Source organism: Fusibacter sp. A1 (assembly GCF_004125825.1).
Lineage (GTDB): Bacteria > Bacillota > Clostridia > Peptostreptococcales > Acidaminobacteraceae > QQWI01.
In genome coordinates this window covers 81,407-101,226 of record NZ_QQWI01000012.1, presented here as the reverse complement: position 1 = coordinate 101,226, position 19,820 = coordinate 81,407, and the positions used below count along the sequence as shown (strand labels likewise).

At 37.5% G+C, this 19,820-nt stretch carries 22 protein-coding genes and 1 riboswitch; of the genes, 10 read left to right on the top strand and 12 right to left on the bottom strand.

Going from position 1 to position 19,820, the window contains the following annotated elements:
- Positions 1-45: 45 nt before the first annotated feature.
- Positions 46-1,941 carry a HAMP domain-containing sensor histidine kinase gene (locus DWB64_RS16075; protein WP_129489265.1) on the bottom strand — a complete coding sequence of 632 codons (1,896 nt, stop codon included), beginning with the start codon at positions 1,939-1,941 and terminating at the stop codon, positions 46-48.
- Positions 1,942-2,148: 207 nt separating this feature from the next.
- Between DWB64_RS16075 and DWB64_RS16070 the strand changes: the two genes are divergently transcribed.
- Genes DWB64_RS16070 through DWB64_RS16055 form a run of 4 tightly spaced genes read left to right on the top strand, consistent with a single transcriptional unit; the run spans position 2,149 to position 4,771 of the window.
- A complete protein-coding gene (locus DWB64_RS16070; protein WP_129489264.1) occupies positions 2,149-2,523 on the top strand; it encodes a GntR family transcriptional regulator in 375 nt (124 codons plus the stop codon).
- Between the two features lie 2 nt (positions 2,524-2,525).
- Positions 2,526-3,380, top strand: coding sequence for an ABC transporter ATP-binding protein (locus DWB64_RS16065; RefSeq protein WP_129489263.1), 855 nt, complete (start codon positions 2,526-2,528; stop codon positions 3,378-3,380).
- Positions 3,373-4,080: an ABC-2 transporter permease gene (locus DWB64_RS16060; protein WP_129489262.1), complete on the top strand. Its 708-nt coding sequence runs from the start codon at positions 3,373-3,375 to the stop codon at positions 4,078-4,080. The genes DWB64_RS16065 and DWB64_RS16060 overlap by 8 nt, the downstream gene beginning before the upstream one ends.
- A gap of 1 nt (position 4,081) precedes the next feature.
- On the top strand, positions 4,082-4,771 hold the full coding sequence (locus tag DWB64_RS16055) for an ABC-2 transporter permease (protein ID WP_129489261.1): 690 nt from the start codon (positions 4,082-4,084) through the stop codon (positions 4,769-4,771).
- Positions 4,772-4,943: 172 nt separating this feature from the next.
- Here the strand turns inward: DWB64_RS16055 and DWB64_RS16050 are convergent, their stop codons facing one another.
- Complete coding sequence (locus DWB64_RS16050) at positions 4,944-5,645, bottom strand: Crp/Fnr family transcriptional regulator (protein WP_129489260.1); 702 nt, start codon at positions 5,643-5,645, stop codon at positions 4,944-4,946.
- A gap of 164 nt (positions 5,646-5,809) precedes the next feature.
- On the opposite strand from DWB64_RS16050, the gene ric reads away from it, so the two are divergent.
- Together ric and DWB64_RS16040 are read left to right on the top strand one after the other, a co-directional pair.
- Positions 5,810-6,481 (top strand): iron-sulfur cluster repair di-iron protein, encoded by a 672-nt coding sequence (ric, locus tag DWB64_RS16045; RefSeq protein ID WP_129489259.1) that lies wholly within the window; start codon positions 5,810-5,812, stop codon positions 6,479-6,481.
- A 15-nt stretch (positions 6,482-6,496) separates the two neighbouring features.
- A complete protein-coding gene (locus DWB64_RS16040) occupies positions 6,497-7,681 on the top strand; it encodes an anaerobic nitric oxide reductase flavorubredoxin (RefSeq protein WP_129489258.1) in 1,185 nt (394 codons plus the stop codon).
- Between the two features lie 233 nt (positions 7,682-7,914).
- Here DWB64_RS16040 and DWB64_RS16035 read toward each other — a convergent pair whose 3' ends face one another.
- On the bottom strand, positions 7,915-8,535 hold the full coding sequence (locus DWB64_RS16035; RefSeq protein ID WP_129489257.1) for a DUF134 domain-containing protein: 621 nt from the start codon (positions 8,533-8,535) through the stop codon (positions 7,915-7,917).
- 723 nt (positions 8,536-9,258) lie between these two features.
- Here DWB64_RS16035 and DWB64_RS16030 point away from each other — a divergent pair.
- The 3 genes from DWB64_RS16030 to DWB64_RS16020 all read left to right on the top strand — a co-directional run bounded on the left by DWB64_RS16030 (position 9,259) and on the right by DWB64_RS16020 (position 12,515).
- Positions 9,259-10,392, top strand: a complete 1,134-nt coding sequence (locus tag DWB64_RS16030) for a hypothetical protein (RefSeq protein ID WP_129489256.1) — start codon at positions 9,259-9,261, stop codon at positions 10,390-10,392.
- Positions 10,393-10,447: 55 nt separating this feature from the next.
- Complete coding sequence (locus tag DWB64_RS16025; RefSeq protein ID WP_129489255.1) at positions 10,448-10,879, top strand: hypothetical protein; 432 nt, start codon at positions 10,448-10,450, stop codon at positions 10,877-10,879.
- A gap of 850 nt (positions 10,880-11,729) precedes the next feature.
- Positions 11,730-12,515 (top strand): hypothetical protein, encoded by a 786-nt coding sequence (locus DWB64_RS16020; RefSeq protein WP_129489254.1) that lies wholly within the window; start codon positions 11,730-11,732, stop codon positions 12,513-12,515.
- A gap of 56 nt (positions 12,516-12,571) precedes the next feature.
- On the opposite strand, the gene DWB64_RS16015 is transcribed toward DWB64_RS16020, so the two are convergent.
- Positions 12,572-13,378, bottom strand: a complete 807-nt coding sequence (locus DWB64_RS16015) for a class I SAM-dependent methyltransferase (RefSeq protein WP_164980454.1) — start codon at positions 13,376-13,378, stop codon at positions 12,572-12,574.
- 156 nt (positions 13,379-13,534) lie between these two features.
- The gene (locus DWB64_RS16010; RefSeq protein ID WP_129489252.1) at positions 13,535-13,789 is read right to left on the bottom strand and encodes a hypothetical protein; all 255 of its coding nucleotides are present in this window, start codon (positions 13,787-13,789) and stop codon (positions 13,535-13,537) included.
- Positions 13,790-13,989: 200 nt separating this feature from the next.
- Here DWB64_RS16010 and DWB64_RS16005 point away from each other — a divergent pair, with 200 nt between their 5' ends.
- On the top strand, positions 13,990-14,799 hold the full coding sequence (locus DWB64_RS16005; RefSeq protein ID WP_164980453.1) for a GNAT family N-acetyltransferase: 810 nt from the start codon (positions 13,990-13,992) through the stop codon (positions 14,797-14,799).
- A gap of 34 nt (positions 14,800-14,833) precedes the next feature.
- Here DWB64_RS16005 and DWB64_RS16000 read toward each other — a convergent pair whose 3' ends face one another.
- The 7 genes from DWB64_RS16000 to DWB64_RS15970 all read right to left on the bottom strand — a co-directional run bounded on the left by DWB64_RS16000 (position 14,834) and on the right by DWB64_RS15970 (position 19,588).
- Positions 14,834-15,739: an SDR family NAD(P)-dependent oxidoreductase gene (locus DWB64_RS16000; protein WP_129489250.1), complete on the bottom strand. Its 906-nt coding sequence runs from the start codon at positions 15,737-15,739 to the stop codon at positions 14,834-14,836.
- Positions 15,736-15,969: a helix-turn-helix transcriptional regulator gene (locus tag DWB64_RS15995; protein ID WP_129489249.1), complete on the bottom strand. Its 234-nt coding sequence runs from the start codon at positions 15,967-15,969 to the stop codon at positions 15,736-15,738. Before DWB64_RS15995 ends, DWB64_RS16000 begins: the two co-directional genes overlap by 4 nt.
- A complete protein-coding gene (locus DWB64_RS15990) occupies positions 15,962-16,471 on the bottom strand; it encodes a hypothetical protein (RefSeq protein ID WP_129489248.1) in 510 nt (169 codons plus the stop codon). Before DWB64_RS15990 ends, DWB64_RS15995 begins: the two co-directional genes overlap by 8 nt.
- A gap of 190 nt (positions 16,472-16,661) precedes the next feature.
- The gene (locus DWB64_RS15985; RefSeq protein WP_129489247.1) at positions 16,662-17,012 is read right to left on the bottom strand and encodes a DUF2200 domain-containing protein; all 351 of its coding nucleotides are present in this window, start codon (positions 17,010-17,012) and stop codon (positions 16,662-16,664) included.
- A 106-nt stretch (positions 17,013-17,118) separates the two neighbouring features.
- The gene (locus DWB64_RS15980; protein ID WP_129489246.1) at positions 17,119-17,343 is read right to left on the bottom strand and encodes a MoaD/ThiS family protein; all 225 of its coding nucleotides are present in this window, start codon (positions 17,341-17,343) and stop codon (positions 17,119-17,121) included.
- Positions 17,344-17,364: 21 nt separating this feature from the next.
- Positions 17,365-17,691, bottom strand: coding sequence for a MoaD/ThiS family protein (locus DWB64_RS15975; protein ID WP_129489245.1), 327 nt, complete (start codon positions 17,689-17,691; stop codon positions 17,365-17,367).
- Positions 17,692-17,848: 157 nt separating this feature from the next.
- On the bottom strand, positions 17,849-19,588 hold the full coding sequence (locus tag DWB64_RS15970) for an aldehyde ferredoxin oxidoreductase C-terminal domain-containing protein (protein ID WP_129489244.1): 1,740 nt from the start codon (positions 19,586-19,588) through the stop codon (positions 17,849-17,851).
- Positions 19,589-19,658: 70 nt separating this feature from the next.
- Positions 19,659-19,780: riboswitch (molybdenum cofactor riboswitch) on the bottom strand.
- Positions 19,781-19,820 lie beyond the last annotated feature (40 nt).

Below are 19,820 nucleotides of genomic sequence, written 5' to 3'. Positions count from 1 at the left end.
GTTTTCACATCTTTCTGTTACGTTTCCGTATAAATCGGTATTTTTTTAAGCCTGTGGAATTCTGATAATATAGTTAACTCCTTCGTTTTCTTTTGAGGAGCATTCGATACTTCCGTTTTGAGAAGACACGATATTGTACACGTTATACATACCTAGTCCTGAATGATCGCTACCTCGTTTACTTGAATAGAATGGATCGAAAACTGTTTTGCATACTTTATCTCCACCTTTACCATTATCAAAATACTCGACGACCAAGTCTCCGCCATCCATACCGACATTGATCACAATATGGCCTTTATCCATATCCTTAAAGCCATGCTCCACTGAATTGGAAATCAAGTTCGAAAAAATTTGATAATAGTATCCAGGCTTACTGAAAATGTACAATTCATTAGGGCAGTTGAACTCTAGTGTGTAGTTGGATTGGTTAGAAAAGACATCGAGCGATAAAAGCACTTCCTCCATATAGCTTTTAAAATTAAACATTCTACTACTTACAGTCTCATGCTGAACTGATATCGCTTTGAATGATTCAACAAGTTCTGTCGCTTTACCTAAGTTTAAAGAAAGTCTTTTACAAGAATCCTCAATAAGATGTATGTTTTCAGCTAAATCGGATTTAGTGAGAGACGTATTCTGATATTTTTCTTTGATCTCTTCGTTTACCCTCTCCAAATAGGAGACAACCATAATACAGTTCCCAAGAGGAGTGTTCATTTCATGGGCAATACCATTCATAAGCACACTCAGTGCACTTGTTTTTTCCGCCAACATAAGAGACATCTGAGTTTCCTCAATTTTTTTTGAAGCGGTTGTGATCTGCGTTCTCAAAATAATGATATAGATGACAAGCAAGAAGATAATTGCAAAACTAACCAAAATGACATGTTTGTGCTTTTCATAGAATGATTCTGGTTGGTTTATGATGATGCTTCCTTTAGGAAGCAAGTTGACATCTAGTCCGTATTTAGTTAATTCATTATAGTCATACATATGGATATTCGAATCCGTACCATCACTATATATTTTACTCTTCAGCTGATGATTATTTATGAAGTCCAGCATGAGTTTCGCAGTTTTTTCACCGTGTGAATACCCCGAAACAAGCTTGCCACCAACAATACCATGTTCAAAACTAAAAGACCATAAGCCATACACCGGTACAGAAGAGGCATCAGCGATAGCTTTAGTTACATCTTCTTGAGAATTATATGCAGTTCCCTTATTATCAATACTATAAAAGGCGACAATAACTATGGATTCGTCATCAGACATACCTCTTATAGTCGCTTGGATTTCCATAAGAGTGTCACCCTCTACAAAGTTGAATTTTAGTTCCTTGTCATATTCCTCAATATCTTTTATCATTTCTCGACGTGTTGATAATCCTGATATGCTTGAATCAACTACAATATTGATATTTTTCAACTTAGGGTTTTGCTTTAGGGCTACATCAACTGTTTCAATGAGTGAGTTGTCTTCGACTAGACCGTAAATGTTTTCAAGATCATATTCAGCATAGGGTTCGAGCGAATTAACTCCACAGAAAAATACAGGCGTATCAGCAAATAGTTCATTTCTATACTCAAGAAGAAAATCAAAAGCGTAGTCGTCAGTGGTGATGATCGCATCAAAATTAACATCAGCATACTTAAGTTTATATAACTCATATAACATTTGATTATGATCATCGCTATAAATGTTTTTACCATCCATATACTCTATTCTTACATTAACATCAAATCCTGTTGAACTTATAGTCTCTCTTATCCCTTTTAAGGTATCCACCGTCCATTTATACTGATCATTGTAAGAATTTAAGATTAAAACATTTAGCGGATTTTCTTCAGCATGTACGAAAAATGCAGCAAAAAAAATACTCGTAATGAGTAACATAACCATCAATATTGGTATGTAGATTCTGAGTCTTGTTCTCAAAATAATCACCTCTAGTGTTATTTACCCCTGTCATTTGATTTTACTCACTTTAAGTACCATTAAGTGAAGCTAAGTTACCTAACTCACAGGGATACTTAATAGGCTACCTATGGTTCTTTACATCTTATTAATAGTTGATTAAAGAACTGAACTATGGGTATATACTGTATATAGACAATATGTACACTTAATACAGGAGGCTTTATTGTGAACATTGTAATTACAAATACCTCAAAAAAGCCGATATATGAGCAAATCGAAACGCAACTGATTGAACAGATTCTAAAAGGCAGTTTGACAGATGGAGAACAACTGCCATCCATTCGATCACTCGCCCGTAGCTTAGGTGTGAGTGTCATCACAGTTAAACGTGCATATGATGATCTAGAAACTCAAGGATATCTTTACACAATCGGCGGCAAGGGCTCATATGTGGTGGGCCAAAGTCAAGAGCGAGTTCAGGAAAAGCAACGCCAAATCGTTGAAGAGCAGTTGTATCACACAATTGCTGAGTTTAAAATCATGGGTGTCGGCAAAAAGGATGTCTTAGAAATCATTTCGTTACTCTGGGAGGAGGAATAAGTATGAATGTCATTGAGATCAACAATCTTGTAAAGACATTTCCCGAGTTTTCTTTAAATCAAGTATCCTTGACCCTGCCCGAGGGCTATATCATGGGTCTCATAGGGTCAAATGGTGCTGGCAAAACAACGCTAATAAAAATTATGATGGGACTCTATCACTATGATGATGGAGATATCTCCATACTGGGTCTTCATCCTATCAAAGACGGAAAGGCATTACGAGAACACATCGGTTTTGTGTTTGACGAACCTAAGTACTATGATTTTTCACTAAAGAAAATCAAAAAGATTATTTCTCCTTTTTACAAAGAATGGAATGATGCACTCTTTTATGAGTACTTAAAAAAGTTCAGACTTAAGGATTCATATCGTTTTAAAAAGCTGTCACGTGGAATGAAACTCAAGTTTTCCTTAGCAATCGCCTTGTCTCATAACGCTAAATTACTCATACTTGACGAACCAACATCAGGATTGGACCCTGTTTTCAGAACAGAATTTCTTGAGATCCTTCAATCGGTGATTGAAAACGGAAAAACCTCTGTACTGTTCTCTACTCATATCACAACCGACGCAGAAAAAATAGCAGACTACATCACCTATATCAGAAATGGATCAATAGAATTTTCAAACACACTAGACCAGGTCATGTCTTCCTATCTACTCGTTAAGGGACAAGGAAACCAAATACCAAAGGATGTTCAAGAAATCATGTTAGGTTCTAAAGTGACCCCCTATAACTATGAGGCCTTAGTCAAATCAGACCAGATCACTCATAAAGTGTGGGATATTGAAGAAGTACCTACTCTTGAGCAAGTGATGTACTTCTACGAAAGAAGCAGTGATTACAATGATTAGACAATTAAAAAGAGAATGGCTCAGCGTTTCTCATATCATCTATTTTCAACTTAGTTTCATCATGCTGATGATGTCGTTCGGCCTTTTCATAGACTACAATGGCACCATGACGATGATAGCCATTATAATGTACCCCATGATTTTTCCAACACTTATCGTAGTCATGGACCAGCCTTATCAAATCACAATGAACGCACTGCCGATTAGAAGACGGGATTATATTCTGTCGAAGTATTTGTTCGGATACGCTGTGTCATTAAGTATGATTCTAATTGGACTACTCTTCAGCTATCTTGTTACCGAATTCATTGTAACTGAAGGCGTTTTATTAAAACCCTTTATTTCCTATCAAGGGATCTTAATTTGCTTATTACCTACCATAGTTTTAAGTGGATTGACACTACCAATTTATTTCAACTTCGCCACTCGTAAAGGTAGCATTGTGTTGATGCTCCTGTATGGCGCCCTTGCTTTAGCGATCCTAATCGGTCTAGTTTATCTCGAAAAAACAATCGACACTGCTTATTACTACAGCGAAAAAGAAATTTTCCCTGTACTCACTAGATTAATAAGTGAAAAAATAGATCAGTTCGGAAAAATTAAATTCATGCGTGCCATTTTTACCGGTTCAATTATCTACACCTTGCTATCGGTAAGTTTATCTATTCTATGCTTTAATAGAAAGGATATCGGTGAATGAGATGATTAAGTTTATTCAAAAGGATTTTAGAGCGTATAGCAGCTTCTTCTATATACTGATTGCCATCATGGCCATTTATAGCTACATGACCCTTATACTAAATGCCATCGATGGTCTCGTGGGCTTTTTATTGATCTACTTGCCTGCGTTTAGTGGTGTTATCCTTTTTCTTGGAGACCATACGCTTACCCCTCACATTGCCAGTTTGCCGATTTCAAGAAAAGAACTCGTTGTTGGCAAATACTTGTCGACCTACTTCTTTGGCATTAGCATGGTGATTGTTGTAACAATAATCACTTGGGCTGTTAGCTTATTTGATCCAAAAGCCTTTTTAGATTTAAACAACCTCATCAGTGTTAAAGGGATACTGTTCTCTCTAACACCTATCACAGTGATTGTATCCGTTTCATACCCCATACTGTTTAAATATGGATTGAATATCGGGGTGAGAATCGTGTTAGGCTTGATGGCGGTGAGTTATAGCTATGGACTTATCATGCTTGAAGATAAAATAAAAGCTGCAATGATGCTGGATAGAAGAGGCCTTTTCCCTGTAGGAATGGCACTAATCGACAAATTTGAATCTCAATTAGGTCCAATGTTTTATGTGCTTTATGTACTAGGATTTGTACTACTGATCGGTACATCAGTCGCACTAAGTTTCTTCTGGATCAGAAACAAGGATATTTGAGTTCAAAGTAACATATCTTATCTGCATATGTCTCGATAATAAATAAAAGGAGCTGGTATATGCCAGCTCCTGAGGTTGTTGATAAAGTAAGCAATTCGCTAACCAAAGACAAAGCCAGTAAAGTGGACTTGTCTTTTTTTGTCACCCGTGTATTCTTCCTAGATCGACTCGATCAATAAAGCAATTTGATCGTTTTCTGATCAATTAACTCGATTTTTCCTTTTTTACTTAGTTGCGATAGTTTTCTGCTAATGGTTTCACGACTCACACCCACAAAATTAGCCATATCTTCCCTTCCGATATTCAGATTGATCACTACACCATCTTTTGTTTGAACGCCGCTTGATTCAGCCAACTGATCCAACAAATACAGCAGTCGCTGGTCCGCTTCATTTGTCGATACCGCTTGAACGAGTTTTTCAAGAGAATTGATACGATCATGCGCATATGCCAAGGTGCTGATTAGAATGTCCTTGCTGCTGCTTAATAGCTCCCAAAAGCTCACGTTTGTAATGGTACAGACATGGGTATCAGCTAAAGCGGTTGCAGTAAATGCAGCATCAATCGATTTTAGTAAAGTCAAATCACCTATAAACTGCCCATCATGCAAAATATAGAGTATCTGTTCTTTTCCCTCTTGATTGATGACAGAAATTTTTATGCTTCCAGAATTCACAATGTATAACTCACTGAGCGGCTGTCCTTCGCTAAAAATGACGCTTCCCTTTTTATAAAACTTTCTATCAATCAGGTTGATGACTTTGCCCAGTTGCTCATGAGTCAGATTTTCAAACAACGACACCTTCTGCGCGCACAACTTGTGACCACATGTGACACAACCATGATGTATGTTGAATTCGCTTGATTTTTTCATAATACCACCTTCACTATCGATAGTTGCTTCTCTTGCATCCTACAACTTCATACTATCATATCGCATCACAAGTATAAATGATTGCCTTGTGACTTGAATCACATGATTCAGCTTTCAAATGGTTTATAGTAAAGCTAACAACAACACAAAACAAGGAGGTCAACATGAAAAACTTTGAATTGACAATGAACATAGGTGACAGCATCACCGAACACCCCGGTCTAGCACCGACATATATGAAATACCAAGTCGATTTTTGCTGCGGTGGTCACAAAAGCATAATAGAAGCTATCCAGGACGCCAAGGCCGATGAAACAGAGGTCTACCAGGCACTTCTCAATCGACTTGAGCAAATTGAAGCAAGCGGTGAGTCCACTCAAAAACTTTCAGAACTCACCAATGAAGCGTTAATCGATAGAATCATCGAAAACCACCATAAGTACTTACGAGATGAACTGCCAGTGATCAGTGCATTGTTATTTAAACTAATCGATGTCCACGGACAAAATCACCCGGAACTTTTTGATGTCCACTCCTTATTCGGGGCTCTAAAACTAGAGTTGGAATCCCATCTTGTAAAAGAAGAACGCGAACTTTTTCCACAGATTAGAACTGGCGATTTTAGCACGGTTAAAAACGTGATCGACTCTCTTGAACACGAACATGATGCTGCAGGCGATGCTATTCACAAATTAGCGGAAATAACAAACCACTACGCCTTACCTGAAGACGCCTGTTACACATATGAACTAACCTATAAAAAGCTGGAACAGCTTGAAAGTGATATGTACCAACATGTTCACACTGAAAACAACGTGCTGTTCAGACGCTTTTAGCCGAAAGGAGATACTATGTTTAAAATTACAGATAAAGTTACATGGGTAGGCCAGATTGACTGGGATCTTAAAAAATTCCACGGGGAGGAATATTCCACACACAAAGGATCGTCCTATAACTCCTACCTGATTCAAGATGAAAAAACCGTCTTGATCGACACGGTATGGCTACCCTTCTCAAAAGAATTTGTAAAAAACCTTAAAAAGGTTGTCGACATCACAACAATCGACTACATCATCGCAAATCATGCAGAAATCGACCACAGCGGCGGTCTTATCGAACTTATGAGAGAAATCCCTGATACGCCTATCTACTGTACTTCTAATGGTGTTAAGTCATTAAAGGGCCACCATCACCAAGATTGGAACTTCGTAGAAGTTAAAACAGGTGACACTCTAGATATAGGGTCAGGTCAACTCGTCTTTGTAGAGGCACCCATGCTTCACTGGCCGGATTCCATGTTCACCTATTATACCTCAGATGCCATTCTATTCAGTAACGATGCATTTGGACAACACTATGCATCTGAGCATATGTATAACGATAAAGTGAACCAGGCTGAACTGTTCCAAGAAGCCACTAAATATTATGCCAACATCCTAACGCCCTTCAGCCCGCTCGTCGTAAAAAAAATTCATGAAGTATTGGACTTTAATCTAGAGGTCAATAAAATCTGCCCGTCTCACGGCATCATGTGGAGAGACAATCCTACTCAAATCGTTGAAAAATACTTAGAGTGGGCTGATAATTATCAGGAAAACCAAATCACCATTTTATACGACACCATGTGGGGCGCAACCAAAGCCATAGGTGAGGCTCTAGCTAAAGGAATCAAGCAAGCCGATAATGATGTGACCATCAAGTTGTTCAACGTAGCCACAACAGACCATAACGATATCATCACAGAAGTGTTCAAATCAAAAATGATTCTTGTAGGCTCATCGACAATCAATAAAGGGATATTGTCAAATATGGCAGCAGTTCTAGAAATGATAAAAGGCTTACGTTTCAAAAATAAACAGGCACTCGCCTTTGGTAGTTATGGCTGGAGCGGTGAATCCGTAAAACTCATCAACGAACACCTGACGGCATCCGGTTTTGAACTTGTTGACGAAGGACAAAAAGTGCTATGGGTTCCCACAACAGAGGACAGAGACAGGTTCACAGCTGTTGGCGTGAACTTAGCAAAACTAAAATAGAACTAAAATAGAAACTAAACAATAACAAAAAACAGAAGTGAGTAGACGTTCAATTACTCACTTCTGTTCTTGAATTTTTCTCCATACATTTGCCAGGTTAGCTAAACGATACTACAAAGAAGGTTAATCGTTTTTCATAACACGATTGTAGATTCAATGGTCATGACTCCTCACCTTACAATTTTGGCTGCTAGTTCAGTGAAGCCCTGAGTATCTGGCACCGATTCTACTTGTTATTCCGGTTGCAATATCGTGCTGATAAATTCCGTGATGATATCATCTGGGCTGACGGAATTGACAAAGTGTACGTTGATACCATAAGCCGCCAGTACCTCTTTAGCTCTTTCACCCATGTGCTGTGCTAAAACGATTGAAACGCCATGACTCAGTAAACTGAATGACTGAACAGCTCTTTCGTGCCAATCATTTTCAACCGATATGGAATGGATAATCTTTCCCTCTTGAATTGTTGCTATGAAGAACTGATCAGACTTACCAAAGTGTTTTGAGACTTGTCCATTAACAAGTGGTATTGCAAGAGTAAGAGGATTGCTCATACCTAAAGTCTGCTCTTTTTCTACAGAGTTCCCTTTTGTAAAATCCAAGGTGACGCCTAGTAGAATTGATTTTGCGACTTTTTCTTGGGCAGACTTTAGAATCCTTTGTAGTGTACCACGTGAGATACCCATCTCATCTGCAGCTTTTGATTGATCATAAAATAGAAGGTCTGAAAGACGAATTGCCTCAAGTTCTTCTAAAGATATTGCAATACTTTCTGATTCACAGCATTGGCCGTCAACTCTATTGTGTTTTGGTACAAAACTTATCGACCTTTTTGACTTTTTTCTTGGCATACGTGTTCCTCCTCAGTGATTCTCAATGCTCCTATTGATAGACTTGCAAAATCAAGTGTTCGATCCTTGTTCAACTCTATTTTCAACTACGCAAGTAATATCAATTATTACCCCTTGCACGACAGAGAAGATTAGTGTTGTAATTGTGAGTATGACTGCGAACTTAAAGTCAAAGAACGAGATAACATGGGAAGCAGTGTTAATTTAATACCTCTGGCATATAAAAATGTGCCCATTGTCCCTTTTGATAAGCCCTTGCCATGTAGTTCATTCAAGAAGGGATACCATGCATAAATTGGACCATGACTTAGTGTGCCTAACAGGCTCATTAGCGTATACTTTAAAAGCATAGGTGCTTTTTCAATGGTCTTTTTCAACTTCTTCTCATTGATAAATGAAAAACCAAGCATGAAGACATAAACCATTGCAAGAATCGGTAATACTTCTAGCAGTATTTTTGAAACATAGTTAAATGCCCGCACTGTCTTATCTGGTGATAAAGCATAAAAAAGAACATAAGTTAGAATCATGAAAGCAAGAAAGAGAAGACTCTTCTTATTATTTTCGCTATTAATTGATTGATTGAAGTAATTGCACACATTAGTTAGAACTACCATTGGATAGGGGGGATGATACATAAGGAAATATGGCAGAATAGGTACTTAAGATAAGAATGTTTAAACAATGCAGCATATCTAATAGTCGACTATAGCGAGGTGACTTATGTTCAAAAAAATTATAAGCATTATTTTGTCCTTAATTATCATTTTAACCATGTTCAGTAGTGCAGATTCCAACAAGCATATTCTTACTCCCTCTGAAAAAAAACAAGTTGAGTCAATCAGTGTCTATGAACTGTTAGAAGCAAATGGCTTCGGAAACATTCCATTATCATTGGAGCATGATAATGACAAAACAGATTTTTATGCTGGAGCTTATCTAGATGTTGATGGAACGTTAATTCTTAACATATCAAAAGAGGATAATCAGTTAAAAAAGGCTTTAAAGGATATATATAAAGACGCTGATGTCAAAATCAAGGTTGTAAAAAATGACATCAAGAGTCTTTATAAGGTTTTCAATGGCATTGAAAAAATGATGTTAGCTGGTAATATTGATGAAGTAGAGATCAACTCAGTTAGCATAGACTTAATTAACAATGTTATAAGTGTAGGTGTCCACAATCTTAAGGACTCTGATTATACTTTTTTTTCTAAATTATATAATAAATCTGAAATCGTGTTGTTTGAAAAAGCTGTAAGTGACTCAGCGATTAGTACCGTGGATGGCGGTGCGAAAATTAAGAATGGCAGCGCCTATAGTTCTCTTACCATTGGAGCAGAACGAAATGGAGTTAATGGTTGGATTGATTCAGGCCATGGAAATAGACATGATTTATATACTTATTGGGGTACTCAAACTATGGGTACAGTTGCCGCAAGTACTTTTTCGAGTACTTCTTCGATGACATCTGATGCTGCGTTTATTGCTAGTAACGGGAGATACGCTATATCAAATCAACTGATGAACGGGGAAACAATAGTTGGATACAATACCTATCCATTACCTGGTATGCAAGTTTGGAAATATGGATACCGCACTAATGAAAGCTCAGGAATGATTCAATCAATTTCTTGGACACATACTACAGATGATGGATGGGTATATACCGATCATGTACAAGCGACATTTTCTGCAGATCATGGAGATAGTGGTGGTCCTGTTTACTATTATTCTGGTAATGGAGTACGTATAGTAGGTGTTCTCGATACGTATGATTTTGAAAATAATCTTTCTGGATTCTCTAAAATTAGCAGAGTTTTAAATAACTTAGATATTGATTATTTGATATACTAATTATAGAACTCAAAAGCAGTTACTTTCTTAAGTTATCAGAGACGGAGTGATTTCAATGTTCAAAAAAAAAAGCGTGTTGATCATACTACTCATCATCCTAATTTCGGGTGTTGCTTTTCAAATATGGAATATCAAAACTATGCCTTCATTTGATGGAAAACTTAGTTATGAGTACGAGAGTAAATATTGCGGTGGTAGAATGGTTGCTGTTCATGAAGGATTCGTATTCGATATCGACCATTTTGACAACTTATATTTTGTACACACTGAGTTCACAAGTAATGATGGGAAATATATCGATCGAGTGTTGAGGGTTACTGATGACACAGGCATCTTAGATTCGGATGGTAATGTGATCCAATTTGAAGATATTAAGATCAATGATTCAATTTCATTTGCAGCAACTGGTGTATCCAGAGCGATAGTAGGAAGTGAAAACATTACTGTTATTTCACCATGCAGAATCGTTAAGTTACCTAAACCGTGAAATTGGTTTATTGATATTTCCAAGGACTTTGTTATTCAATATTCCAAATGAAGGATTACTTAAGGAAATTGGTGATTGTTTCAAGCACTAATGATTATGTAAAACTCTATACATTTAGTAAATAACAGTTATCCCCTCTTGGAGGTAAGAATGAGTATCAATCAACCGTACTTTTTCAGAAACATCCAAGGGAATAGAGCTAACAGAATTCATTACAGTAAAGAAGCGAATCAATTGCACTTAATCACTTCCAATGGACTGGTTAGAATAAAGGATGCATGGAGCCGAGATTTATGCAGAATTGGGTACTTCAAAGTTCCACTTAAGGAAGTTTTCCATGCTCAAATGTGTAAGGATGAAGAAAAGATCGGAATATCCTCACATGACCAGTTTTTAATGGTCAACATTCTTACTAACACGCTAATAAAAAGCATCTCGAACAACATTTATTATTCAGAGGATTGGAGGACCTATACAACTAGAATAGTAAAGTCGATTTTCGATATTATACCACTTAAGCTCATGTTAGCTGTATCTTGCTCTTGGTGTCTGACATCTTAATCAATCTAACTTTCAATTTTATAATACTTCACTATATTTTACCTTGTAGTTCCTTCAATACATCTTGAATCTCTTCAAGGTGTTCAGGTAAAATTGCTTCTATGTTATAATCATCTAAAAACAAAGTTCACTTTCGATAGTAATTATTTGTCCCAAAATTAGTTACTGATTAAATGTTTTTTTCAGAGGATTCTCAGAATCACTGGGAGTTTTTAGAAGTTGTCGAGTGCAGCGAGTTGTCACCTGTAAAACAGAATTTTACTTGAAACGATAGAAACCGAGGTAACATATGATTTCTAAAAAAATTTTAGAGGCATTTCATCTAACCGGAGAAGGTTTAGCACTTGAAGGTGGCCAAGAGCAATCTCGTCTTTTTGATAAGACTGTTTTAAAGCCTGTTTATGATGAATCCTACTACAATCAAATAGCTGAGATTTTTAATCAACTTGAAAATCCCGCCTATAGGATTTCCAAACATTTAAAAGCAAATAATGGTCACTATTCATTTATGGGTTATGGAGCTACAATGTATGAAGCAGGTTTTGAAGTAGATGATCGATTAAAGGAAAAATTACTCGTTTCAAATGCTTTTCATGAGGCACTAAAAGAGATAGCAACATCTCTTCTACCTAAAACAGATGATCCATGGTCTAGGGCACATCGTTTACTATGGCAGGGAGAACGTCTTGAAGCAACTAGTGATATGGCTATCTTTGTCAACCATTTACTAAATCAACTACCCATTTATGATGAGGCTTTACAAATTATTCATTCCGATTTAAGTAGCAATATTTTATTTCATGAAACACTAGCACCTTTAATTATTGATTTTTCACCAGCTGTTGCACCTAAAAGTTTTGCTGATGCAGTTCTCATTTGTGACTCCATAGCATGGGGGAGTCAACCACTAGCATCACTTGAACTACTAAAAAGTAATATTAACTTCAAAGAGTCTGTATTGTATGCAGTAGCATTTAGAGTTGCTACCATTGCCTGCTTTGACAAGTACGATATGAATCGTTTACAAAAAGAATGGCAAGCATATCAAACGATATGGGATTATGTACTTGAATAAGAACTAATAAGTTGAGACTATATGATGGCAACTTATTTTTACCTTGCGCTTACAAGCTACTTTTTACAAACAAAGCTACCATACTCCTTAGCTATCGCCAATATACCAAACTCGTTTTTAAGTCCATTAAAATAATCCGTCATTTTATTGATGTTTTCCTGACTAGTAATGACACTGTCCATCATCGATGTCATAGAGAGAATATAGGCAATAAGGTCCTTGGTATCACTTACTTCAAGACCATCATGATATTCCCTTATATCAACATAGCTAAAATGATTACTTAAACTATTTTTACCACTTTGCAGAGTAAAGTTGATTTCACTACATCTTTTACTACTGAGTTCTAGTGTTTGAAGACTCTCATCAATAAACTGGCTAATACCCTTTTGACCAAAAGTAGATGCATAAAAACAACCACTTGGCTTTAAGACTCTGGCTACCTCACCTAAAGCCTTGTTTAGATCAGGAACATGGTAAAGCATTGCATTAGCTATTACTACATCAAAGGTGTCATCTTCAAAGGGGATTGATTGTATATCAATTGCTTTGACCTCAATTGGCTTATTTTTATATATTTCAGACATAATATCAACCATGCCTGAAGACAAATCAGAAAGTACAAGTTGACACTTCTTGTTAATTAGCTCATCAAGAACCTCAGTCCATAAGTCTCCCTTACCGCTGCCCAGTTCCAGTATTTTCATGCCTGGGCTAAACTTATACTGTCTAACAAGCCATTTTCCTAAACCTTCTCTATTTGTACTGTATTTTCTATGAAAGTCTTTTCTAAGCTCTAAATTTTGAGCATTAGAATATTGATTTTCTACGAACTTAGTTTCCTTCATTTGCTTGTAATCCATCATAACCTCTTTTCTTTCTCACTGGTTTCACTTACAATTATAGCAAATATTTGTTATACATTAAGGCATAGTTGCGATGGTCAATTATTTTATAAACTAAAAATGAAAACCACAACCTAATGATTGTAGTTTTAAAATTTTTAATTAGATAGCTAATTATGTCTGTCTAGTGGTGACAGTCACCCTGGTGTGTTCTTCTACAGATTGTGGCATTTCTTCATCTTCATAGCCAAGTTGTTTGAATAAATTATAATTGGTCCCAGTAGATTCACCCGTTGCAAAATTATTTTCCCAAATATCAAAGCCAGCAGCATCAACAGCTAGTTGAGCACGTCTTGCTTGCTTAAGTTCAGATTCCAATATTTTTATCCGAGCTTGCAATGCTTTTATTTTCTCTTCTTTCTTGGTCATAGAAATGCCTTTCTAACTTTAAAATAAAGTAATAGTGCAGTGTCATAATCGTATTATACCCAATCATTAACTTAATACTCTCTCCGTGTCAGTTATGGTCAACCACACTTAATTAGCTACCTAAAACAGTGTGCCTGGCGATGCCAGGCACGGAGAGTATTAGATTACACATAGATGAACAAGTGAGGATGGGATTAGTGATGGAAAAAATAATAAATACGGATTTAAGTAAATGTACAACTATTCTATACGACGATAGTCCGAGTTATTCTGGAATTGTTGCAGGTGAATGTACAGGTGATGTGTGGGTTGACCATATTGAAAACCCAACATTGGCTTTAGTGTATTCATTCGCAGTCGGAGGCTTTTCGATTATGGGTGAACCTGATGATGTTTCAGTATACGATGACTTTGTAAGATTTCTAAGAGAAACATTATTTGTAGAATTAAAGAGTAAAGGCATGAACTACTTTGAGTTTTCTGTGGAAAGCAAGAGGACGGAAGAAAAACTCTTAAGACTGTTTGCAAATGAAAATATCAATCAGGAAGATGAATATTTTTATAGAAGTTCACGCCCTTATGATCACCATAAAATGACCCCTTATAACATTATTCAAATAGACTCCGATTTTATAACAGCCTTACAAACTGGTAAGTATGAAAACGCTAAATTTTTAAGCGAAAGATTGTTAGAATCATGGGCCACCTATGAACAATTTTTGATGAAAAGTATCGGCTATGTTGCGACGCATGAAAATTATATAGCAGCCTTAATAGTTGGTACAGCCAGATATAAAAAGGTAGTCCCTATTGATATCGAAACAGACGAAAGCCATCGACAGAAAGGATTAGCCTTAGTATTGACACAACATTTCGTGAATATGTGTGTGGAGAAAGGCCTTGTTGCACAATGGGATTGTGTTGAATCCAACATAGCATCTAGGCGTACAGTTGAGAAAGCCGGATTCAAATTTATTAAGAAGAAGCCTGTTTACTGGTTTGAAATATAAGAAGTGCATCCTTCAAATCGAAATATAACCCTCACTATGCCGAAAGGGACTTAGCGATCTGATTTGTGCATTCATCATCACACAGTTTCAGGCTGATCTCCCATAATCGGTCTTGGAGTTCTTGATTTAACACAGCCTCATCTTCTGCTATAGTCACGAACTTGTCCTTTTTCCAAGTTATAAATTTGCCTGACTTTTCACGACTTGCGTCCTTATCCTCACAGAACAAGGGTGCAATTACCTCTCCACATTTTTCTATCGTGATGAATTTTCCAAGTTTGTTCATAAGCGTAGCCATTATTTTCATGAATTTGGGAATGAGATTGATTTGGTTGGTCCACACGGTTTCATGAATTTGAAAACCAAGGAAGGCTACTTTTGTATCCGTTTTATTTTGATATAATCTATCCAGTTTAAGTAGAAACATGCGTTTTGCCACCATAGCTTGATGGATTGCAGATTCAAAGTCCCATTTATTCTTCATCTGCAGATCATCCCAGAATAGTTCTCCCGTTTCAGTTGCATTAAATACAACTCTAGCCCCCTGTTCTGATTTTTCAAGCAGGCTCAGAAGATTTAAAGTTAACATAAACTGTGACAGATAATTGACTTGAAAATGCGAATCCATGCCATCAACTGTTTCCACTCTTTTCGCAGCATAGCCTATCCCCGCGTTAATGAAGATCCCATCCAGATAAGTATGTTTACTTTGAATTTCTAAAATCGCTCTCTTGACATCATCAAGACTTGCTAAATCGCATAAAACATAGGCTGTCTTCACGTTCTTCGTATCCGCTTCAAATTCCCTGATCGTCGCTTCACCCAGTTCACTAGATCTGCAGAGTATAATGACCTCATGTTCTTGACGATCAAGCGATGCCAGCATTTTAGCGACACCTTTTCCCATGCCATGTGTTCCACCAGTTACTAATACTTTCATTTTTCCACCTCATCTTTCTCATGAGCAAAAACATCTTCTATACTTGAATCCAGTGCTTCAGCGATTAAAAATGCCAACTCCAAGGAAGGGCAGTATTTGCCACTTTCAACATTGTTAATGGTCTGTCTTGAAGCACCCACTTTCTTGGCTAATTCCTGTTGCGTCATCTCTCCACGATTGAAACGCAATTGCCTGATCTTATTACTGATTTGGATATTCATTTTAGCCATGAGAAACACCTCTTATATAAAAGTAAATCTTCACGATGCTTTCAAGAATAGCCCCTATCATAAAACTTAAAAAAGTGATGTTTAACATGATCCCGATAGGCTGATTAAAGGTTAAGGCAATAAGCCCTGCTACGAATCCAAGACCCACAAAAGTATAGCCGATTTGACCTGCTTTAAGATTGATCAATCTGTCCATTTCATCTTCCACCGTGTCAAAAACATCGTTGATATCTTCCTCCTCGCTGGTCCCCATTTCTACATCAATCCTATTCTTTACAGTTGTCCCAATAGCCAAAATAATATTAAACAGCACCATAACGATGATAATTAAAACTATGCTAAGCCCTATGTACACCAGCATTGTCTTAGCCCAAAAATGAGCATTTTCAAAAGTTGCAATCCCCTCCAGATTATAGATTCCAAGAACACGCTTTAGATACAAACTGAAAATGATTAAGAATGTAAATAGCAAGGTCCACGTTTGCTTCACTTTATAATTCATAATTACCTCCTAAATTTCATTTTTCCTTATCACACTTTTAGTATATTCTCAGTTTCGTATCGTGTCAAGTATTTTTGACACGTAGTCGTGTTTTTTTGTCATCACTTCTCATAATCAAAATTTGGGAACACTTATGAAGTAACAAATGATCATAAAAAAAAGTTTCGGGGCAGCATCTGCTCACTCGAAACTATTTCCTTAATATTTTATCCATGGCTTTGCCTTTAGCCAGTTCATCAATCAATTTGTCTAAGTACCTAATTTTTTGCATGAGGGGTTCTTCCACATCTTCCACTCTCACTTTACAAACGACACCTGTTATCAAATGACTCATTGGATTGAACGCTGTTGCTTCCTCGAAGAAATGTTCAAAATCCGTTGCCATTTCGATATGTCTCTCAATTTCCTCCTGGCTGTAACCCGTTAACCAACGGATGATTTCATCCACCTCAGATTTTGTTCGTCCCTTCCGTTCTGCCTTTGCTATATACAGTGGATACACACTCGCAAAACTGGCTTTATAAATATTGTATTTTGCCATATTCAAAGTCCTTTCATTTTACTTATATTTGCCCCTTAGATCGCTTTTTAAACACCAAAATTGTTCAGCAAGCCTTTTAACACGGAGCATGATGACTAGTGAGCCATCAACCCCCACCCACTGGCGGAAAAAGTGCCAAGACATCCTCTTCTTTTAAAGGCGTGTTCAATTCACAGCTACGACCATTAATCATAATAATCGCAATATCCTCATGTGGAATTTCAATTAATTGACTGATTTCAAGCGGGGTTGTTCCCTCTTTCACGTCCATGGTCATGATCTTTTCTCTATTTTCTCTTAACGTAGCAAAAAGCTTAACGGTTATTTTCATACTTATCCTCTCAAATTTTTATCATTTATTTTTTATTTTGAAATTGGCCTCATTGCCTTGGTTTTTACCGTAAAAGCCAAGTGCGATTCTATAGGGTCCAGGGCATCCCGGTGGTAAAAAAGCAACACGGTCTCCAGGATTAAGTATATAATCAACTTCCTGTACAAAACCGTTAACAAAGATGACTTCAATATCGTCTCGATCAATTTCAAGTTGTTTAGAAAGTTCAAGGCCGCTTAAAGGTGCCTCAATTTCCAGATAAACCGGTGTCTTGCCAAATTTTTTTTTCAAATAAGCATCCAGTTGTAAGAAGCCTCTGATTTCCAGTGCAGTGCTTGATTTTTCCATACCTTGCCTCCTTGACACTTATAACTTGCTTCAAGTGGTGAAAAGAATACTGAGAAGTCAAATCTAGGTCCGACTTCTCAGTATGATTTTTACATGGAACTAAATGATTTTATTTATTATATAGGAGATTCTTTATTCAGAAAACTACTATAACTCCTTAAAACTTCATAACCTCATCGATTTCTTCAGGCGTGAAATCCCAAACGACGTTATGTGGTGCAATTGGTTCATATTCCATAAACTCTGGCAATCTGTCATGAGCGTTTGTAAATCCAGCGCGTTTGTTGAAATCTCTTTCGATGCGAAGAACGGTTTTACCGAGTTCATCCACATCATCAGAAGTTAATTGGATGCCGTATTGCGCATTGATCATGTCAATTAACGCTTGGTAACCACCTGGATTATCTGCGACACCGAAGTATACGAACAAGCACATACCCGTACTGTCTATTGCTGCTGTTCCTATTTGCATCGCTCTCGCATATTCAATCTGACCTTCTTTTTTAAGAGGATCAATAAAACCACCGATTTTAAGGATGTTTCCAGAGATACAATAGCCTGCTGTATGGTCTGCACCCATGGTTGTTGTTGCATAAGTTAAGCCAATTCCCTTGATCGCACGTGGGTCGTACGCTGGAATCGCTTGATCTTTAACGACAGGTGTTCTGTATAATCCGCAAACTTTACCAACTACTGCAGCACCACCAGCGATGATTCTAGCTAGAGGCGTCGGTTTCGCCATATCTTCAACGATTTGTAAAACCGCTTTGCCATCGCCCCAAGGAATCAATCCACCATCCATAGCTGTCGCTACAGCAACTGCAGTTTCGATACTGTCAATTCCCACATCGTCCATTGCACGGTCAATATATGCGATGGCATCGAGGTCCTCTATACCCGCGTCTGCGCCTAGACCCCAAATGGTTTCGTATTCAAAACCACTTGTGATGTACTTACCTTGTTTGTCTGGATACCACTGCGAACAACGGATGATACAGCCTTTATGGCAACCATGAGATACCTTGCCCTCGCCACCACGTTCAGTAATTGTCGCATTCAGTGTTTCACCAGAGATGTTGTCATTGTGTTCAATTCTACCAGCAGTAAAGTTTCTAGCAGGCAAGCCACCAGCTTCATTAAGAATATTTACCAATACGTCCGTACCGTATAATGCCAAACCTGTACCTGCTACTGGATGGTCTAAAATTGCTTTCGAGAAAACTTTTGACGCTGCTCTAAAAGCTTCAGGATCTGCGATCGGAACCGCACCAGCACCTGTTTCATCTATTACGATGGCCTTGACGTTTTTAGAACCCAATACTGCACCTAAACCACCTCTACCTGCACTTCTGATATTGCCTTCTGGATCTTTAAAGGAAATATTTGCAGCTGGCATTCTGTATTCACCTGCTGGACCCGCTAAAGCGATACCAACATGTTTGCCGTATTTTTCACCCAAAATTCTGATGGCTTCGTAGTTGCCGCATCCACCAAGAATTTCAGCTGGAGCTTCTTCAATCGTAACGCCATTTATGTCTAATTTGATCACATAGAATGTTGTATTATCTGGTTTTCCTTCGATTACAAATGCCTTGATCCCCAACTTAGCCAGCATTTGTGAAGAAGAGCCACCCGTGTTTGATTCTTTGATTGTACCTGTCAAAGGACTTTTCGCACCAACTGACATACGGCCTGAGTTCGGAGCCGATGTGCCGCTTAATAAACCGGGTGCAAAGATAATCTTGTTGTTTTTTCCAAGTGCATGGCAAGTAGGAATGACTTCATCATTTACGAAGCTCGATGTAAGTGCTCTACCACCTAAACCAACATACTTTTCAGGTACTTCAGTGATTGTAGATTGTAAAGTTGTCATGTTGATGCGTATAAATTTTTGCATGAAAAAACCTCCTCTAATTTGGTTGAGTTATTATAGCGGACTGCTATAATACAGGATAACAGTGGACTCCAGTGTTAACCCTTTCCTTTCCAAATATCGGGAGGCAGCATAGTTTCCTAGTCTACCCATTGGTTAATCTTCATGGTACTCTTTCAGCACTTTAGAAAAATTAACTCGGAAGAGTTTGATTATTCTGACAATTAAAGTTTATCAAGAATCAATCGATTTGTCC

Coding starts and splice junctions, on each gene's coding strand:
- DWB64_RS15970 (WP_129489244.1), bottom strand. CDS start 19,588: ATGCAAAAATTTATACGCATCAACATGACAACTTTACAATCTACAATC.
- DWB64_RS16025 (WP_129489255.1), top strand. CDS start 10,448: ATGTTCAAAAAAAAAAGCGTGTTGATCATACTACTCATCATCCTAATT.
- ric (WP_129489259.1), top strand. CDS start 5,810: ATGAAAAACTTTGAATTGACAATGAACATAGGTGACAGCATCACCGAA.
- DWB64_RS16050 (WP_129489260.1), bottom strand. CDS start 5,645: ATGAAAAAATCAAGCGAATTCAACATACATCATGGTTGTGTCACATGT.
- DWB64_RS15980 (WP_129489246.1), bottom strand. CDS start 17,343: ATGAAAATAACCGTTAAGCTTTTTGCTACGTTAAGAGAAAATAGAGAA.
- DWB64_RS16040 (WP_129489258.1), top strand. CDS start 6,497: ATGTTTAAAATTACAGATAAAGTTACATGGGTAGGCCAGATTGACTGG.
- DWB64_RS16055 (WP_129489261.1), top strand. CDS start 4,082: ATGATTAAGTTTATTCAAAAGGATTTTAGAGCGTATAGCAGCTTCTTC.
- DWB64_RS15990 (WP_129489248.1), bottom strand. CDS start 16,471: ATGAATTATAAAGTGAAGCAAACGTGGACCTTGCTATTTACATTCTTA.
- DWB64_RS16015 (WP_164980454.1), bottom strand. CDS start 13,378: ATGGATTACAAGCAAATGAAGGAAACTAAGTTCGTAGAAAATCAATAT.
- DWB64_RS15995 (WP_129489249.1), bottom strand. CDS start 15,969: ATGGCTAAAATGAATATCCAAATCAGTAATAAGATCAGGCAATTGCGT.
- DWB64_RS15975 (WP_129489245.1), bottom strand. CDS start 17,691: ATGGAAAAATCAAGCACTGCACTGGAAATCAGAGGCTTCTTACAACTG.
- DWB64_RS16030 (WP_129489256.1), top strand. CDS start 9,259: ATGTTCAAAAAAATTATAAGCATTATTTTGTCCTTAATTATCATTTTA.
- DWB64_RS16020 (WP_129489254.1), top strand. CDS start 11,730: ATGATTTCTAAAAAAATTTTAGAGGCATTTCATCTAACCGGAGAAGGT.
- DWB64_RS16065 (WP_129489263.1), top strand. CDS start 2,526: ATGAATGTCATTGAGATCAACAATCTTGTAAAGACATTTCCCGAGTTT.
- DWB64_RS16060 (WP_129489262.1), top strand. CDS start 3,373: ATGATTAGACAATTAAAAAGAGAATGGCTCAGCGTTTCTCATATCATC.
- DWB64_RS16035 (WP_129489257.1), bottom strand. CDS start 8,535: ATGCCAAGAAAAAAGTCAAAAAGGTCGATAAGTTTTGTACCAAAACAC.
- DWB64_RS15985 (WP_129489247.1), bottom strand. CDS start 17,012: ATGGCAAAATACAATATTTATAAAGCCAGTTTTGCGAGTGTGTATCCA.
- DWB64_RS16000 (WP_129489250.1), bottom strand. CDS start 15,739: ATGAAAGTATTAGTAACTGGTGGAACACATGGCATGGGAAAAGGTGTC.
- DWB64_RS16005 (WP_164980453.1), top strand. CDS start 13,990: ATGGAAAAAATAATAAATACGGATTTAAGTAAATGTACAACTATTCTA.
- DWB64_RS16010 (WP_129489252.1), bottom strand. CDS start 13,789: ATGACCAAGAAAGAAGAGAAAATAAAAGCATTGCAAGCTCGGATAAAA.